We start from the raw sequence: 16,302 nt of genomic DNA, 5'->3' as shown, positions 1-16,302 counted from the left end.
CGAAAGACGTCCTAGATCGAGGCACGCATGTTCGACGATCGAACGGAGGCCGGCGAGCGCCTCGCGGCCGAGCTCGACCGTCGCGGCGTCGTGGCCGACCTCGTCCTAGGAATTCCACGCGGAGCGCTCCCGGTCGCCCGTCCCGTGGCCGACGCGCTGGACGCCGACCTGGACGTCGTCGTGGCGTCGAAGATCGGCGCGCCGCACAACCCCGAACTGGCCATCGGCGCCGCGGCGAGCGACGGGGCAGTCTGGCGAAACGAGCCACTCATCGACCGCATCGGTGTCCCCCAGGACCACGTCGAGCGCGAGCGCGACCGGGAGATCGAGGCGGCTCGCGCCAAACTCGAACGCTACCGTGGCACGAGCGACCTCCCCGATATCGAGGGCAACCGCGTCGTGGTCGTCGACGACGGCGTCGCCACCGGCGCGACGGCCCGCGCCTGCCTCAGACAGGTCCGCGAAAAGAACCCCGCCTCCGTCACGCTCGCCGTTCCCGTCTCCTCACCCGACTCCGCCGACGACCTTCACGCGGAAGCCGACGAGGTGATCGCCCTGCAGACACCTCCCACGTTCCGCGCCGTCGGCCAGTTCTACCGACAGTTCGGCCAGGTGAGCGACGAGGAGGCGATAGCGTATCTGGATCGATAGTGGATGGGGACGGGTCGAGACGACGGCAGCTCCATACCCCCGGCATTGGCGGAGCTGCGTGCGGTACCTGCGAAGGCGGGACCGGTCGGACTAGCATCCGCGCGAACGGAGAAGGCGAGGGTTGCTACGAGAGAGCGGAGCGCTCTCGGCATCTCGGAAGACCGACGGTCTTCTGATGACTCGTCGAAGTGCGACGGCACTTCGAGATGACGAAAGAACGCAGGATGACGTAAGCGCGCTTGGGCTCTTTCGAACCACACCGGCGGCGTCGCCGCCGGCCTGTTTCATCGACGTTTCTCGAGTCGAGCGGGACCTCCGGTCCCGCTGACCATGCGAACGGGCGCTAAGCGCCCGTGAGCAGAGAGCGGGTCGCCTTAGGTGACCCCGACGAAGAAAAAGTTCGTCGGTCCTATGGCCAGACGCCGCGGAACTCGTGCGCGGCGGCGATGCGCTTGAGCGCGACGACGTAGGCGGCGTCGCGCCAGGTGAGGTCCTGTGCTTCGACTTCGTCTCTGACGTCGTCCCAGGCGGAGAGCATCTCGGTCTCGAGTTCCTCGTTGACGCGTTCGAGCGACCAGGCACGGCGGTTGATGTCCTGGAGCCACTCGAAGTAGCTCACGGTGACGCCGCCGGCGTTGGCGAGGATGTCGGGGATGACCGGGATGTCGCGCTCGGCGAAGATCGCGCCGGCGGCGAAGGTCGTGGGGCCGTTCGCCCCTTCGACGATCATGTCGGCGCTGACGTCGGTCGCGTTGTCCTCGGTGAGGACGTTACCGATGGCGGCGGGGATGAGGACGTCGACGTCGAGTTCGAGCAGTTCCTCGTTGGTGATCTTCTCGCCGACGCCGGTCGCGGCGGTGACGGCCTCGGGCTCTTCGTCGTGAGAGGGGATCTTGTCGACGTCGATGCCGTCGGCGTCGTAGCGGGCACCGTTGACGTCGCTGACGGCGACGATGTTGGCGTCCCACTCGTAGAGCAGGCGCGCGGCGTTGGCGCCCACGCTGCCGAAGCCCTGGACGGCGACCGTGGTCTCCGAGAGGTCGTAGTCGTAGTAGTCGCAGGCCTCGCGGGTGATGATCGCGACGCTGCGGCCGGGGGCCTCTTCGCGGCCCTCGCTGCCGCCGATCTCCGGCGGTTTCCCCGTGACGACGCCGGGGATCGTCTCGTCCTGCTGCATGCTGTAGGCGTCCATGAGCCAGGCCATCGTCTGCGGGTCGGTGCCCATGTCGGGCGCCGGGATGTCCTTCGTCGGACCGATCGCCGAGCGGATCTCCTGGGTGAACCGGCGGGTGAGTCGCTCCTTCTCCGTGCTGCTCAGGTCCTTGGGATCGACGACGATGCCACCCTTGGCGCCGCCGAAGGGGAGGTCCATGACGGCGCACTTCCAGGTCATCCACATCGCGAGGCCGGCGCACTCGTCGCGCGTAACCTCGGGATGATAGCGCAGGCCGCCCTTGTACGGGCCGCGAACGCTGTCGTGCTGGGCGCGAAAGCCGGTCAGAACCTCGACGCTGCCGTCGTCGCGCCGGAGCGGCAGGGACACCTCGTGGATCTTTCGGGGCCGCTCTAGGCGCTCGACGACGTTCGGATCGATATCGACGTGGGCCGTCGCGCGGGCGAGCTGCCGTTTCGCGGTCTCTAGGGCCGTCTCCGGCTCCGTCTCCTCGGACGCGTCTCCCGCCTCCTCGGCAACATTTGCGGACATTGAGTGATCGATGGGACTCAGAGGGTTTCGTAGTTCCGATCCGACTGCCCGAATGATGGATGATACCTATAAGCATGGGAGAGGCGCCCGGCCGTCGCAAGCCGACAGCCTTCCCGCCGGAAGCGCACAGGGCGGGTATGGCACCCGACGAACCCGACGTCGACCGGGCCGAGGACCGGATCGACGCGCGAAAGCACGAGCGGGCGGCCCGGACGGAGTCAGTGCTCGCGGACGTCGAGCGTCACCTCGGCGAACTCGAGTATCCCGTCACTGGCGAAGAGCTCTCGCGCGAGTACGCCACCGGCGCGATGGACCTCCCGAACGAGACGGAGTCACTCGGGAGCGCGTTCGACCGGCTGGTGAACGAAGAGTTCGCGTCTGCCGACGAAGCTCGGAAGGCGATCTACGGCGAGGTGTCGGGCGAAGCGGCCGACGTCACCGAAGCGAGCCCTGATCGGTCCCTCGAACCCTCGGACGAGGGGAACGAGGACGCACCCTCCGATGCCGGCGGCGACCGGACGTGATCGACACCTAGAGGGCCAATAGAACGGTGCCGTACGCTCCGGCGCCGGACGCGAACGCCCAGAACCGGCCGTCTCGCGCCCGCGGTAGTTCACCTTTGATCGCGTTGAAGACGATCCCGCCGGTCAACAGCGCGAGGAGGAGCGTATAGACGCCGGGTTCCAGTGCGTTCCACGCCCCGATGAGGGCGCCCACCACGACCGCGGCCGCCAGGACGAAACGGCCGTATCGCCCGTAGAGTGTCGGATGATGTTCGTGCATGGCCTGGTCGTTGCCGAAGAGGTGGAGCGCCATCGCGATCGCGAAGAGGAGGACGCGTTCCGTACCGGTCTCGCCGCGAACGATAGCGTACCCGATCACGGCATTGTAGACGGCGAATCCACCCACGTGGGCGGCGAAGATCGATATCCCGGGCCGCCCACCGTCCGATCCGCCCGCCGCCACCGAACCGGCTGCGATCGCGAGACGCTCGAGGCCGTAAAAGAGCGCGAGGCCGACGAACGCGACCACGTATATGTGCTCGGCGACGAGCGTCACTCCCGCCAGGTCGAACCCTTCGATCGTCTCGCGACGGTGGTCCGCTTCCGGAAAGAGATGGACGAACGCGTACACGAGCGAGACGCCACCGGCCATCGAGAGGAGGGAGTCGCGACGGCGTTCGATTGCGGCCGGGAGGCGGTGGGGGAGCACGTGCGCCAACGTCACGACCATCACGAGCAGCGCGACGAGAAAATGATCGGCGTCCATCGGCATCGCGACGATCGGACCCATACCAGGACCACGGGTTCCAGTCCGGTCCTCCTTGGCCCTGCCGTGGCCGGACGGGCGGCGTCGTCACCCGAACCCTCTGACGAGAGAGCCGAAGAGGGGCAGGCCGAACGCCGCCCCGATCGCCACGTACACCGGCGGCGTCATCGCCAGCGCGCGCCCGACCGACGGACCGAGTGTGAGGGCGAACACGAGGAGGACGAGTACGCCGAAACCGACGGCGCCGAGGAGCGCGCGTCTGACGTTCCGCGCCAGGAGCCCCACCAGTGCGCCGGCGACGATGAGTCCCAGCCAGTGGACCCAGGAGAGAATCAGGCCGACGAACACCGCGATGGCGAGCGCGATCGGATGGGCCCGCGGGTGCGTCCGCAGGTGAGCGAGAGCGACGCGCGCCCGGGCGAGTCGAGACGGGCCACCGTCCGGCGCCACGTTCGCCCGGCCTCGGGGCGTGTCGACGGTTCCCGGCGGATCGGCGACATCGGCCGACGTGCGGTCGTCGGTCGGCGAACCGGCGTCGCGGGCCGTCTCGGGGTCGCTTCCTGACGAACCGGAGTCGCCGGTCGCTCCGTGTCCGTCTTCGGAAACCTCGTCCGTCATCGCGATCCCTCCTCGAACGTCATGTCGGTCTCCCAGTCGCCGTCGAGCGCGAGCGGGCGATACTCGCCGTCGATCCACGCTTCGAACTGATCGTCGTAGTGCTCGGAGTAGTAGTCGCCGGAGTTGCCGCCGGGGAGGATCGTACGCGCCTCGCCACCGGGATAGGCGAGGAGACGGGTGCTCGATCCGACGGCCGACTCGACGCGGTAGTTGTTGATCGTCGCGCGTGAGCCCCCGATGGGGTGCTCCTCGTAATCGAGTGCCGGCACCTGCGCGCCGAAGGGGTGTTCGATCGGCGCCGTCGTGTTGTAGTCGCCGTAGACCTCCCACTCCGCCTCCTCGATCTCGGCGAGTGCGGCTTCGAGCGCCTCGATCATCGCGGCGTCACGCGAGGCCGACTCGAAGACCGGGCTGTCTGCCGGCAGTGTCGCGATCACCCAGTCGGCGGGATAGTCCGCGTCGTCGAGTCCGGTCTCCGCGAAGTGCGGTTCACAGACCGCGGACACGAAGTGATCGATCCAGCGGGCGAACACGAGCGCTCCCTCCGAGTCGGGGACCATCTCGTACTCCCAGTCGGCGAGCAGGTCGCTCGCCTCGACGATGCGCCGGTCGCCCGCCTCGGCCACGCGATCGACGGCCGCGACGAGTTCCGGAACGAGCTGGGCGGCACGCGGGTCGACGCGATCCGTCTGGACGGCCGCGTGTCCGTCGAGTGTCGTCGGGCCAGCACCGATGAGTTCGTCGAGGCGATCGTAGATGCGACCGCCGCGGTAGGGAGCGGCGTAGGCCGTCCCGATGTAGTGGGTCGGATCGTCGGCGACGCGCTGGTTCGCGGTGGCCAGGACGTCCGGGTCGATGGCGTGGGGCTTCTCGTCGAACGGGACGAAGCCCTCCCAGGTCGCCTCGCCGTAGGGCTCGTAGCCCGTCCACTCGCCCTCGCCCGCCGAGCCGTCGAAGACGCGGTCGCCCCGAACCGCGTCGCCGTCGATCGTCCGGATCGGGAGCTGGCCGGTCACGTAGTAACACGTCCGTCCATCGACGTCGGCGTAGACGAAGTTCTGCGTCGGTTCGTCGAACCGTTCGAGCGCGTCTACGACGTCGTCGAGCCCATCGCTTCGGCCGATCTCGTAGATCGACTGGGACGTCCGCGTCGCCGCGAGGCCGGTCCAGGCGACGCCGACGTGTGATCCTTCGCGTTCGAGGAACGGGCCGTGGACGGTCTTGCGGACAGTGACGGTGCGGTCCTCGCCGCCAGCCACGGCGATGTCGCGCTCCTCGGTGTCGAACTCGCGCCACTCGCCCCGGTAGCGATACCGCCGGCCGTCGTCGTCGAGTTCGTACCGATAACAGTCGAGGACGTCGGCGCCGACGTTGGTGAATCCCCAGGCACCTGCCTCGTTCGCCCCGATGATGACGAACGGGACGCCAGGAAACGTCACACCGCGGACGTTCGTCTCCGGCGTAGTGACGTGCTGTTCGTACCAGATCGGCGGCGTCATCAGCGTGAGGTGCGGATCGTTCGCCACGATCGGGACCCCGGTGTCGGTGTGCGCGCCCGAAACGATCCAGCTGTTCGATCCGACGCCGGGCGGCGACTCGAACCGCGAGAGCCAGCCGTGGAGGGCAGCCGTTCCCGATCCCGACTGCGTTTCGGCGGGCTCGCCGGCGTCTCCGTGTACGGTGCTCGTCACGGCCTCGCCATCCGACGCCTCGCCACCTGACGCGGTCTCGACGCCGCCGACGTCGCCGATCGCGTCGCTGTCGACCCGGAGGATGGGATCGTCGTGATCGTACGTCGTCGGGTACAGTTCGGCCGCGATCTCCGCGCCCAGCGCGTCGGCGAGCCGTTCGCGCCGCAGCGCCGTGAAGTTCCCCGTCAGCGTCCAGGCGATCTGTTTCTCCAGGAGGATGGTGTCGACCGGCGTCCAGGGAGCCGGCTCGTACTCGAGTAGTTCGAACTCGTAGGGCAACTGCTCGGTCTCGATGACCGCGTTCACGCCCTCGGAAAACGCCCGGACCAGCGGTGCGTGACTCGTCTCGTCGATGGCCTCCCAGGTGGCCTCCGCCGCGGCGGCGAAGTCCATCCGGACGTGAAATTCGTCGCTCTCGAGCGTCGCCTCGCCAGCGACCGCGGAGAGCTGGCCGCGCATCTGTCGGCGCTGGAGGTCGAGCTGGAAGAGCCGATCGAACGCCTGCACGTAGCCGACCGCGAAGTACGCCGCCTCCTCGTCGTCCGCCTCGACGTGCGGGACACCGACGTCGTCGCGGGCGACCGTCGCCGGCCCGTACGGATTCGCGAGCTCCTCCGACGGGCGCCGGTCGGCGGCGTCCCAGGCCGTCCCCGAGAGCGGAGCGAACTGATCCAGCAGCGGGCCGACGTCCGACGCCGCGAGTCCCACGGTTCCCGCCCCGAGAACGGTCGCCAGCAGTGCCCGTCTCGTGGTGTCTTCGCTCACACCACATCCTCGAAGGGAATCGCCTTAAGTGTCGGCGTCGGACTCGGGCGCGAACCGACGACCGTCGCTCGACCGGGCCCCCGCGTCGATCGGGAGTCGTCGGCCGGAGCGCGAAACAGCGACCGAACACCGTCGACCGAACCCGGCGAAGCCGACACCGGCCGGACGGCTCCGGAGGTGGACGACGGACAGTACCGGCCCGTGCGGTGGCGCGATGCGGTACGAAATCCAGGGACGTGGCGGGCGTGAACCGAGAGGGGAACGGCTTTACGTCGGGATCCGCTCCGTTCACGTATGGATTACGAATCGAGTCTCGACCGCGCGATGGAGAACGTCCCCGACATCGGCGGCGACGACGAACGTCTCGACATTCCGGACCCGATACCGCAGAAGGACGGCGCGTTCACGCGGTTTACCAACATGAACGAGATCGCCGACACCCTCGGTCGCGAACCCGAACACCTCCACCGGTTCATCCAGCGCGAGCTTGGCACCAGCGGCAAGTTCGAAGACGGCCGCGGCCGCTACAACGGCAACTTCTCCCAGACCGACCTGGACGCGGTCATCGACGCCTACGTCGACGAGTACGTCCTCTGTTCGGAGTGCGGACTGCCCGACACCCGACTCGTTCGCGAGGACCGCACGCCGATGCTGCGCTGTGACGCCTGCGGAGCGTTCCGGCCGGTCACCAAACGTTCCCAGAGCCAGTCCCAGCAACAAGACCGCGACGCGGTAGAAGAAGGCCAGACCTACACCGTCGAGATCACCGGCACCGGCCGCAAGGGTGACGGCGTCGCCGAGAAGGGCAAGTACACCATCTTCGTCCCCGGCGCCCAGGAGGGCGACGTCACCGAGATCTACATCGAGAACATCTCCGGCAACCTCGCGTTCGCCCGCAAAGCCTAGACGCGTCCACCCGTCTCGGGCCGATCGCCCGAATTCTCGACGAACGGTCACTATTTCAGACCGTCCGGGTTTCCTGAATCAGTGCTATCAAGGGCAGCTCCCGCGTTGGCTAGCCCATGGACGAGACCGTACGCACGGGCTTAGACGGCGTCGTCGCCGACGAAACGCGACTGAGCGCGATCGACGGCGACCTGGGCGAACTCACGATCGGCGGCTTCTCGCTCGACGAGCTGGCCGGGAACGCGACGTTCGAAGAGACCCTCTTCGTGCTGTACGAGGATCGGCTGCCGACGGCGGACGAGCTGGCCGACTTTCGCGACGAGCTCGCCGGCTACCGGTCACTCGCGCCGGCGACCCGGACGGTCGTGGAGGCGGCGGCCGAGGGCGGCCAGTCCGCGATGGACGCCGCCCGCATGGGAATCGCGAGCGCGTCGCTCGCCCGCCCGGCCGCCGACGACGGGGCATCGGGCGCGAACGGCGAGACCGCGTCCGAGGAGCCCGAACGCGACGCCCTGGTCGCGGTCTCCCAGCTCCCGACGATCGTGGCTACCTACTGGCGGGCCCGCGAGGGCGCAGAGCCCATCGAGCCGCGATCCGACCTCTCACACGCCGGGAACTACCTCTACATGTTGACCGGCGAGGAGCCGACCGACAGCGAGGTCAGGGGCCTGGAGACGTACCTCAACGCGGTCGTCGACCACGGGTTCAACGCCTCGACGTTCACGGGCCGGGCCATCGCCTCGACGGAGTCGGACGTGCTCTCGGCCGTGACCGGCGCCGTCGGCGCGCTGAAGGGACCGCTCCACGGCGGCGCGCCCGGACCCGTTCTCGACATGCTGGACGAGACCCACGCCGCGGACGACGTCCGTGCGATCCTCGAAGCGAAGTTAGACGCCGGCGAGCGCCTGATGGGCTTCGGCCACCGGGTCTACACCGTCCGCGATCCCAGGGCAGCGGTCCTCTCGGAGGCAGCCGAGGCGTTCTATCGCGCCGACGACGGCGGCGACGAGGACTTCTACGAGTCGGCCGTCGAGACCGAGACCGTCGCCCGCGACCTCCTCTCGGATCGCCGGCCCGACCTCGACCTGGAGACCAACGTCGAATTCTACACCGCGATCGTCCTGCGTGGCGTCGGCATCCCGCAACCGCTGTTCAGTGCGACGTTCGCCGTCGCCCGCGTCGGCGGCTGGACCGCCCACGCGCTCGAACAGCTGGCCGACAACCGCATCGTCCGTCCCCGGTCGAAGTACGTCGGCGAGTACGGCCGGACGTGGACGTCGATCGACGAGCGCTGACCCCGACGCGGGCGAGGCCGATTCGCGGTCCCCAATTCTCCGGCATCTGTATCCTTTTACCCCTCTGCGCTAGCAGGTGACACATGGCTACGCAACTCCCCGAACGCGAGTACGACGACCGCCTCGACCAAATTCGCGGGCGGATCGTCGACGCCGAGGCCGACGCCGGCGTCTGGTTCGGCGCGACGAGCATCGAGTACCTGACCGGCTTCGATCACATCCAGACCGAACGACCGGTCTGTCTCGCCGTCACGCCGGAGTCTGCCGAGATCGTCGTCCCCCGGCTCGAAGTCGAGCGCGTCGAGCCCAACCCGCGGATCGACGCGGTCCACCACTACCACGACTACCCGGGCGGCCGGCCGATCGCCCTCGCCGCGGAGATGCTCGACGGGCTCGGCGTCGAGTCCGTCGTCGCCGACGCCGACGGCGCGCCCGGCACGATGGGCTACGAGGGGCCGTCCCTCTCCGAGTTCGTCGCCGTCGACAAACAGTCCTGGGTCACCCGCATGCGCTGGGAGAAGACGGACGCCGAGATCGACCTGATCCGCGAGTCCGCCCGCTGGGGCAACCTGGCCCACCGCTACCTCGCGGACTACACCGAGGTCGGCGCCCACCCGGCGACCGTGAGCCAGCGCGCCTCCATGGAGGCCTCCCGCGCCATGCTCGACACCTTGGGCGACGAGTACGTCGCGCGCACCCGTGGCTCCGGTCCCGCCTTCGCGGGCTACATCACCGGCCCACAGACGCGCCTCCCGCACGGCCACACCGCCAACCGCCGCCTGCAGGAGGGCGACGTGCTCGTCACCGGCGCCGCAGCCAACGTCGACGGCTACCACTCCGAACTGGAGCGGACGATGTTCCTCGGCGAGCCGAGCGACGAGCAGGTCCACTACTTCGAACTCATGTGCGAGATGCAGGAGATCGCGATCGACGCGCTCGGCCCCGGCGTCCCGATCGCCGACGTCGACGACGCCGTCCGCGACTACGTCGAAGAGCAGGGCGTCGCGGACCTCTACCAGCACCACGTCGGCCACAACATCGGCATGGACGGACACGAACCGCCGTACATCGACCAGGGGTGGGGCGACCACTGCGAGAGCGAGTACACCAGCTACGACGCCGAGGACGCCGTCATGCAACCCGGCAACGTCTGGACGATCGAGCCCGGCCTCTACACCGACGAGTACGGCTACCGCCACTCCGACACCATCGCCATCACCGAGGACGGGATCGAGTGGCTCACCTACTTCCCGCGCGACCTAGAGGGGAACATCATCGACGTCGAGTGAACCGAGAACGGTAGCGGTGACGCATCACCGAAAATTCCCGACCGCCGCGACGAATCACCCCGCAACCCTCGATACGACAGAATTCCAGGGCCGCCATCCGGACGAATCGACGATCCGTTCCGGTTGAACCCGAGAGAGAGAGAGATGGCGTGGTATACTATACCCCCACAGGTGCTTGATTTCACTCACTGAACAGTAACTATATTACCCATCACGTCAATCACCCGCACGGAAGCTGCGTCCGTTGGGGTACGAAATGCCCCGGGTGGTTGGGTCACCCGAGACGTGGCTTCCAAACCGCGGCTTGCGATTCGGTTGCCATGTTACGAAACACACCACCACGACAAAAAGGTCTCGCCCGCTCTCGGTCTAGAGAGTTGAAACGCTGTGCGTCGTTCACTTTCGATTCCGGGGATCGGGGACCGAAATCCATCCGATGGTCCGCCGGACCGCACCGTGGTGATCGCGGATGACGGCCGCCGACGCGTCGAGCGACGCTCACGAGTACAAGCCGCGCGGGCGCGAGTGCTATCGCTGCAATCGCGACGTGGCGCCGCACTTTCTCTTTCGCGTCACCGTCGAGTCGCCGGCGCCGCTGTCGGAGAAATACGCGGACGGCGTCCGCTACTGCTGTGAACACTGCGCCGCTGCGATGAACCTCTCCGACTTCTCCCGGCGGTGGATAGTGCCCACGGGACGGGGTGACGAGTCCACGAACGGGTGAGAGCGACGACATCGAACGGGCCGAGCGAGTAACTCCCGGTCGCCGCTCCTCGGACGTACTGCGTACTCAGGTTGGTCTGGCGAAGCGTAACCCGAACGTCCACGGCTGTCCGGCCCGATGTTTATCCATGGTCTGTCACAAGTACTCGACGAGCGTCTCGACCGCCCGGTCGAGCGGTTCGTCACGAATCCGACAGACGTAATCGGTCATCAAATCCGGTTTGAGTGCGGCGACAGAGTGTGGAACGATGGAACTGTCCCGCGGCGCCCGTTGGTGGCGAAAATCGTCCCCGACGAGCGGAATCCGTTCGTCGTACCACGTCCGGGTCGTCAAACCCATCACCACGTACTGTTGTTTGTCGAAGGGGTGCGAATCGTTGTTGACGACGACCCACGGTCTCGTCGCGTCGTCGTCGGGCGTGAACGGATCGGGAGCGAGGACGACGTGTCCCCGTTCGAGATCGTCGAACGTCGGATCCGACGGTGTCACGGTCGCTCCGTATCCTCGCTCTCGCTCGCACGAAGCCACTCCGCTCTGCTCTCCGATCCGACCGTTTCGTCTAACAATGCGGCCGCAGAACTGAACACCATCGCATCCCGGACGGCCTCGAGATCACCGATCGCCCAGTAGGGCTCCCGGTGCCGAACGAGCCCGCGCTCTTCGAGTCGATTCAGCACCGGGTGAATCGAGTTCCGATCGACGTTCGTGGCCTCGGCGATCTCGACGGCCTTGTAGGCCTTGTCTCGGTTTTCGACGAGGAAACGAACGACGCGCTGTGCGTTCGTCTCGCGGTGCGTCGGATCGTGTGTGTCGAACTCGTCGATGCTGATCGGCACGGAAGTAATATCGGATACCTTCGTTTATAAATGTACGCCCGTATTATCGTATTCCCGTCTGTACCATCCCAGTACGTATTCGGTCCGCTCTCGGTCCGACGCGGCGAACCACCCTCTCGCTCACTCCAGGCTCGCGACCCCGCCGCACCGATCGCTTCAAGTGAAGTTGGACTACACTCACCCACATGGCAGTCTCGTTCGATTGCTTCGGCACGCTCGTGACCGCAGAGCGGCCGCCGGACCCGGCGAGCGCGATCGCGAGCGAGCTCGAGGCCAGGGACGTGGCGGTCCCCGCGGACTGGGACGAGGCCTTCGTCGAGCGCCACGTCCGGGCACCCGAGCACGCGGAAGTCCCGCTTCCCGCTCACGTCGGCCGGGCGCTGGCCAGTCGGGACGTCGAGTGGGCGGACAACGCGGTGCGCCGGGCCGTGGTCGCGGCGTTCGACCCCGTCGTCGAGACGCGACCGGGGGCCGTCGCGGCCGTCGCGGCCGCCGGCGAGCGCGGACCGGTCGCCGTCTGCTCGAACTGTGGGGTCCCGGAACTCGTCTCGAAGGCGCTCCTTCGATCGACCGTCGATCGGTCGGCGTTCGACGCAATCGTCACGAGCGCCGCCTGCGGGTTTCGCAAACCAGCCTCCGAGATCTTCGAGGCGACGGCCGAGGCCCTCGACGTCCCACCGTCGTCACTCGTCCACGTCGGCGACGATCCCGAGACCGACGGCGGCATCACGAACGCGGGCGGCACGGCCATCTCGCTCGAGGAGACCGCGCTCCCGGCGGTTCCGGATCGACTCGACGAGGTGATCGGGTGAGTGATCGACCGTCGGTCGCGATCGGGTGGGCGCGGTGAGCGCCACGACCCTCGCACTCGTCGCGTTCGCCACCGGGCTCGACCTGCTCGTCGGCGAGCCGCCCACGCGCTGGCACCCGGTCGCCTGGTTCGGACGGGCCGTGGCGGCGGTCGACCGGAACTGGGACCTCGACGAGCGAGCCGAGCGGGCACTCGGGCTGGCAGTCGCGCTGGTCCTCCCGGCGGTCGCGGCCGGAGTCGTCGCCGGCCTGGTCGTCCTCGCCGGTCGGGCCCACCCGACGGTCGGTGCCCTGCTCGCCGGCGCCGTCCTCTTTCTCACGACGAGCCTTCGCTCCCTGCTAGAGCTGACCGAGGACGTCGTCACGCTGACGGAGACCGACCCCGACGAGGCACGACGCCGGCTCCGCGGGCTCGCGGGTCGCGACGCGAGCGACCTCTCGCCGGCCCAGCTTCGCAGCGCCGCGATCGAGAGCGCGGCCGAGAACCTGGCCGACGGCTACGTCGCGACGCTGGCCCCGTTCGTCCTTCTGGCGCCGTTCTCGCTGCCGGTGGCGGCCGCCGGCGCGACCTGGGTCAAGGCCGTGAACACGCTCGACTCGATGCTCGGCTACCCCGACCGGCCGATCGGGACCGCCAGCGCCCGACTGGACGACCTCGTCATGTGGCTCCCCGCCCGGCTGACGGCCGTCGCACTGGCGATCGCCGCGCGAGAGCCGCGGGCGCTCGCGGCAGCCGGACAGTGGGCCCGAGCCCCGCCGTCGCCGAACTCGGGGTGGCCCATGGCAGTGGTGGCCGTAGGCCTGGGTCTCCGACTCGAAAAGCCGGGCGCGTACGTGCTAAATCCCGACGGGGACGACCCGACGCCGGCGGACGGCGACCGGGCGATTCGCCTGGTCGGCGTCGGCGCGGTCGTCGCCGTGTGCGGGCTCCTCCTCGCGACGATCGGCCTCGACGCGGGTGTGGACGCACTCACGATGGGGGCGGTACCGTGACGGTCGTGGAGTGGGTCGTCGAGCAGGCTCTGGAACGGGTTGCCAAGACGATTCTGGAGGGATCTCCGTGACGCCTGATGCACTGCGCGCGCTCCGCGCGGGCGTCGCCTTCCTGACGCGGCTGCCGACGGGCGGGAGCGACGAGTCGGACTGGGAGGCGTTCAGTCGAACGCCCGCGGCGTTTCCGGTCATCGGCCTCGTCGTCGGCGCCCTCGCCTCGATCCCCTTCCTCGCGAGCGCGCACCTGCCGGGGCCGACCGTCGCCGTCGGCTACCTCCTCGCGGTCTACCTGGTGACCGGGGTCCACCACGTCGACGGCGTCGCGGATCTCGGCGACGCGGCGGTCGTCCACGGCGATCGCGACCGCCGTCGCGAGGTGCTGAAAGACACGACGACGGGCGTCGGAGCGGTGCTGGCCGTCGCCCTCGTCGTGGCCGGCCTCTTACTAGGCGGGCTCGCGCTCGCGGGGCTGCCGATCGGCGTCGCTATCACCATCGTCGTCGCGGCCGAGGTCGGCGCCAAGCTCGGCATGGCGTCGATGGCCGCCCTCGGAACGGCGAGCCACGAGGGCTTCGGCTCGCACTTCACCCGGAACGCGCGACCGCGCTCGCTCGTCACCCCCACGGCGCTGTCGATCGCGCTGGTCGCTGTCCTGGCGAGTGCCGTCGCCGCGACGACGATGGCCGACGCCGCGTCGCCGTTCGCGACCGGACCCGTGCAGGTGGGCGCGCTCGGACCGCTACAAGGAGTCGCGTTCGCGACGCTCGCCGGGGCGCTCGCGGGTACGGCGATCCTCTGGCTGTGGGCGCGACGCAAGCTGGGCGGCGTCGGCGGCGACGTGTTCGGGGCGGCGAACGAGGTGAGCCGCGTCGTCGGGCTCCACGTGGGGGTGATCGCGTGGACGCTCTAGTGATGTGCGGCGGGACGGGCGATCGACTCGACGCCGACGTCGAGAAACCGCTGTACCCCGTCGCCAGCGAACCGATGATCGATCGCGTCCGGCGGGCGCTCGACAAGACCGATATCGAGTCGACCTACGCGGTCGTCTCGCCGAATGCACCCGAGACGCGCGCGCACCTGGACGGCGAAACGCCGTGCATCGAGACGCCCGGAGACGGGTACGTCGCCGACCTCGGTCGCGCGCTCGACGACCCACAGATAGAGCCGCCGGTCCTGACGGTGGCCGCCGACCTGGCGCTGCTCACTGCCGACACCGTCGACGACGTCCGCCGCGCGTACCGCCAGCGGGTGCGAGCCCGGGCGCGGTCGGAACCCGAAGCCGGCGAGACGCGAAGCGGCAACCACGACTCCCCCTCGATGACGGTCTGCGTCCCCCGGGAGGTGAAACGTCGCCTCGGGGTGAGCGTCGAGGAGACGTCGGTCGGCGCGGACACCCTCGTTCCGACCGGCCTCAACGTGGTCGGATCCGGCGGTGACGGCGACCAGCGCGGCGCCGACGACGGAGATCCTCCAGCGCCGCTCGTCCACGTCGTCCGGACGGCGGACGCGGCTATCAACGTGAATCGACTCGAAGACGCGGCAATCGCGGACCGACTCGCCACTCGACACCGATGATGCACCCAGTCAGTGATCCCACGACCCGATCGACGAGACGAACAGAATCCGGACACAGGCCGGCGTCCAAGACGCGGCCACGCGACGCCGAGGTGCGTCGATGCGCCTGATCCTCGCCGCGGGGACGACGGAGACCGCGCTCGTCGACGGCATCAGCGCCGCCGGCGAGACGCCGGAGCTGATGGCCCACACGCCCCCGGGAGACGCCGAGATACTCGTCTACGGGGAGCCGGTCCGCTCGCCGGTCACGCCGGTGTCGCCCACCGGATGCGTCACGCCGGCGGCCGTCACGCGCGCCGTTCGCGAGGTGTGTGGGTTCCCTGTGACGGTCGTCGACGCCGGGCTGGCGGCGCCGACGGCCGCGCCGACGGTCGACGTCGACGCCGCGCCCGGGGCGGACGTGCGGGCAGAACGAGCCGTCCCCAACGCGTCGGGGATCTTCGAGCGCGCCCGCTCGCTCGGCACCTCGCTCCCCGACGACGAAATCCTGCTCGGCGAGACCGTCCCCGGCGGGACGACGACCGCCCTCGGCGTCCTGACCGCCCTCGGCGAGGAGATCGGCGTCTCCTCGTCGCTGCCGACGAACCCGCTCGACCGGAAACGGGCCGTCGTCGACGAGGGACTCGCGGCGAGCGGGCTGGATCCCGGAGACGCCGCGGGGGACCCACTGACCGCGATCGAAGCGGTTGGCGATCCCGTCCAGGCGACCGTAGCCGGGCTCGCCACCGGAGCGCTCGCAGGCGGGACGGCGGTCACGCTGGCCGGTGGTACCCAGCAACTCGCCATCGCGGCCGCGCTGCGCCACGCCGGCGTCGGGGGGCCGGTCTCGGTCGCGACGACGTCGTTCGTCGCCGCCGATCGAGGCGACGATCTCGACGCGGCTGCCGACCGCCTGGACCTCGACCTCCGGGTCTCAGATCCCGGTTTCGACGAGGGAGACCACGTCGCGATGGAGCGCTACTGCGCCGGCGAGGTCAAGGAGGGTGTCGCGATGGGTGGCGCCCTCTCGCTCGTTCCCGACCGCGAATTGCCCGCCGTCCGCGATCGCTTCGTAGCCGCCTGCGGTCGGCTCGGCGTAGGCGACGTCGTGGACACGGATCCGCAATCGGCGACGGACGGGACCGACGGCGAAGAGACGCGGGACGTGACCGCACCCCCGTCGGAGGGTCGCTGAC

17 protein-coding genes are annotated in these 16,302 nt (G+C 69.0%); 11 read left to right on the top strand and 6 right to left on the bottom strand.

The genetic code is table 11. The annotated features are described in order from the left end of the window. Positions 1-27 precede the first annotated feature (27 nt). Positions 28-651, top strand: a complete 624-nt coding sequence (locus NO366_RS09885) for a phosphoribosyltransferase (RefSeq protein ID WP_256530628.1) — start codon at positions 28-30, stop codon at positions 649-651. Positions 652-1,060: 409 nt separating this feature from the next. On the opposite strand, the gene gdhB is transcribed toward NO366_RS09885, so the two are convergent. Then, positions 1,061-2,356 carry a glutamate dehydrogenase GdhB gene (gdhB, locus tag NO366_RS09880; RefSeq protein ID WP_256530627.1) on the bottom strand — a complete coding sequence of 432 codons (1,296 nt, stop codon included), beginning with the start codon at positions 2,354-2,356 and terminating at the stop codon, positions 1,061-1,063. Positions 2,357-2,493: 137 nt separating this feature from the next. On the opposite strand from gdhB, the gene NO366_RS09875 reads away from it, so the two are divergent. Further along, complete coding sequence (locus NO366_RS09875; protein ID WP_256530626.1) at positions 2,494-2,880, top strand: DUF5789 family protein; 387 nt, start codon at positions 2,494-2,496, stop codon at positions 2,878-2,880. Between the two features lie 7 nt (positions 2,881-2,887). Here the strand turns inward: NO366_RS09875 and NO366_RS09870 are convergent, their stop codons facing one another. The 3 genes from NO366_RS09870 to NO366_RS09860 all read right to left on the bottom strand — a co-directional run bounded on the left by NO366_RS09870 (position 2,888) and on the right by NO366_RS09860 (position 6,699). Further along, the gene (locus NO366_RS09870; protein WP_256530625.1) at positions 2,888-3,649 is read right to left on the bottom strand and encodes a hypothetical protein; all 762 of its coding nucleotides are present in this window, start codon (positions 3,647-3,649) and stop codon (positions 2,888-2,890) included. Positions 3,650-3,712: 63 nt separating this feature from the next. After that, complete coding sequence (locus NO366_RS09865) at positions 3,713-4,243, bottom strand: hypothetical protein (RefSeq protein WP_256530624.1); 531 nt, start codon at positions 4,241-4,243, stop codon at positions 3,713-3,715. Then, positions 4,240-6,699, bottom strand: coding sequence for a penicillin acylase family protein (locus tag NO366_RS09860; RefSeq protein WP_256530623.1), 2,460 nt, complete (start codon positions 6,697-6,699; stop codon positions 4,240-4,242). The genes NO366_RS09865 and NO366_RS09860 overlap by 4 nt, the downstream gene beginning before the upstream one ends. A 294-nt stretch (positions 6,700-6,993) precedes the next feature. Between NO366_RS09860 and NO366_RS09855 the strand changes: the two genes are divergently transcribed. The 4 genes from NO366_RS09855 (at position 6,994) to NO366_RS09840 (ending at position 10,913) form a co-directional block, all read left to right on the top strand. Next, entirely contained in the window at positions 6,994-7,605 is a 612-nt protein-coding gene (locus NO366_RS09855; protein WP_256530622.1) for a translation initiation factor IF-2 subunit beta, read from the top strand. A 116-nt stretch (positions 7,606-7,721) separates the two neighbouring features. Continuing rightward, positions 7,722-8,900: a citrate/2-methylcitrate synthase gene (locus NO366_RS09850; protein ID WP_256530621.1), complete on the top strand. Its 1,179-nt coding sequence runs from the start codon at positions 7,722-7,724 to the stop codon at positions 8,898-8,900. An 83-nt stretch (positions 8,901-8,983) separates the two neighbouring features. Next, entirely contained in the window at positions 8,984-10,189 is a 1,206-nt protein-coding gene (locus tag NO366_RS09845) for a M24 family metallopeptidase (RefSeq protein ID WP_256530620.1), read from the top strand. A 469-nt stretch (positions 10,190-10,658) separates the two neighbouring features. Continuing rightward, positions 10,659-10,913, top strand: a complete 255-nt coding sequence (locus tag NO366_RS09840) for a hypothetical protein (RefSeq protein ID WP_256530619.1) — start codon at positions 10,659-10,661, stop codon at positions 10,911-10,913. A 135-nt stretch (positions 10,914-11,048) separates the two neighbouring features. On the opposite strand, the gene NO366_RS09835 is transcribed toward NO366_RS09840, so the two are convergent. Both NO366_RS09835 and NO366_RS09830 read right to left on the bottom strand, forming a co-directional pair. Next, the gene (locus NO366_RS09835; RefSeq protein WP_256530618.1) at positions 11,049-11,402 is read right to left on the bottom strand and encodes a type II toxin-antitoxin system PemK/MazF family toxin; all 354 of its coding nucleotides are present in this window, start codon (positions 11,400-11,402) and stop codon (positions 11,049-11,051) included. Beyond that, a complete protein-coding gene (locus NO366_RS09830; protein ID WP_256530617.1) occupies positions 11,399-11,749 on the bottom strand; it encodes a helix-turn-helix domain-containing protein in 351 nt (116 codons plus the stop codon). The genes NO366_RS09835 and NO366_RS09830 overlap by 4 nt, the downstream gene beginning before the upstream one ends. 185 nt (positions 11,750-11,934) lie before the next feature. On the opposite strand from NO366_RS09830, the gene NO366_RS09825 reads away from it, so the two are divergent. From NO366_RS09825 to cobT, 5 genes are all read left to right on the top strand, one after another. Beyond that, entirely contained in the window at positions 11,935-12,561 is a 627-nt protein-coding gene (locus NO366_RS09825; RefSeq protein WP_256530616.1) for an HAD family hydrolase, read from the top strand. Positions 12,562-12,595: 34 nt separating this feature from the next. Then, positions 12,596-13,552 (top strand): adenosylcobinamide-phosphate synthase CbiB, encoded by a 957-nt coding sequence (gene cbiB / locus NO366_RS09820; RefSeq protein ID WP_256530615.1) that lies wholly within the window; start codon positions 12,596-12,598, stop codon positions 13,550-13,552. Between the two features lie 67 nt (positions 13,553-13,619). Further along, positions 13,620-14,462 carry an adenosylcobinamide-GDP ribazoletransferase gene (cobS, locus tag NO366_RS09815; protein WP_256530614.1) on the top strand — a complete coding sequence of 281 codons (843 nt, stop codon included), beginning with the start codon at positions 13,620-13,622 and terminating at the stop codon, positions 14,460-14,462. Continuing rightward, on the top strand, positions 14,450-15,127 hold the full coding sequence (locus NO366_RS09810; protein WP_343217302.1) for an NTP transferase domain-containing protein: 678 nt from the start codon (positions 14,450-14,452) through the stop codon (positions 15,125-15,127). Before cobS ends, NO366_RS09810 begins: the two co-directional genes overlap by 13 nt. A 46-nt stretch (positions 15,128-15,173) precedes the next feature. Next, entirely contained in the window at positions 15,174-16,301 is a 1,128-nt protein-coding gene (gene cobT, locus NO366_RS09805) for a nicotinate mononucleotide-dependent phosphoribosyltransferase CobT (protein WP_256534017.1), read from the top strand. Position 16,302 lies beyond the last annotated feature (1 nt).

The sequence above is a fragment of the Halovivax cerinus genome, from assembly GCF_024498195.1.
In the GTDB taxonomy this organism is placed as follows: domain Archaea; phylum Halobacteriota; class Halobacteria; order Halobacteriales; family Natrialbaceae; genus Halovivax; species Halovivax cerinus.
Note: the sequence above shows the minus strand (reverse complement) of the source record. Positions and strands in the feature narration are given on the sequence as shown.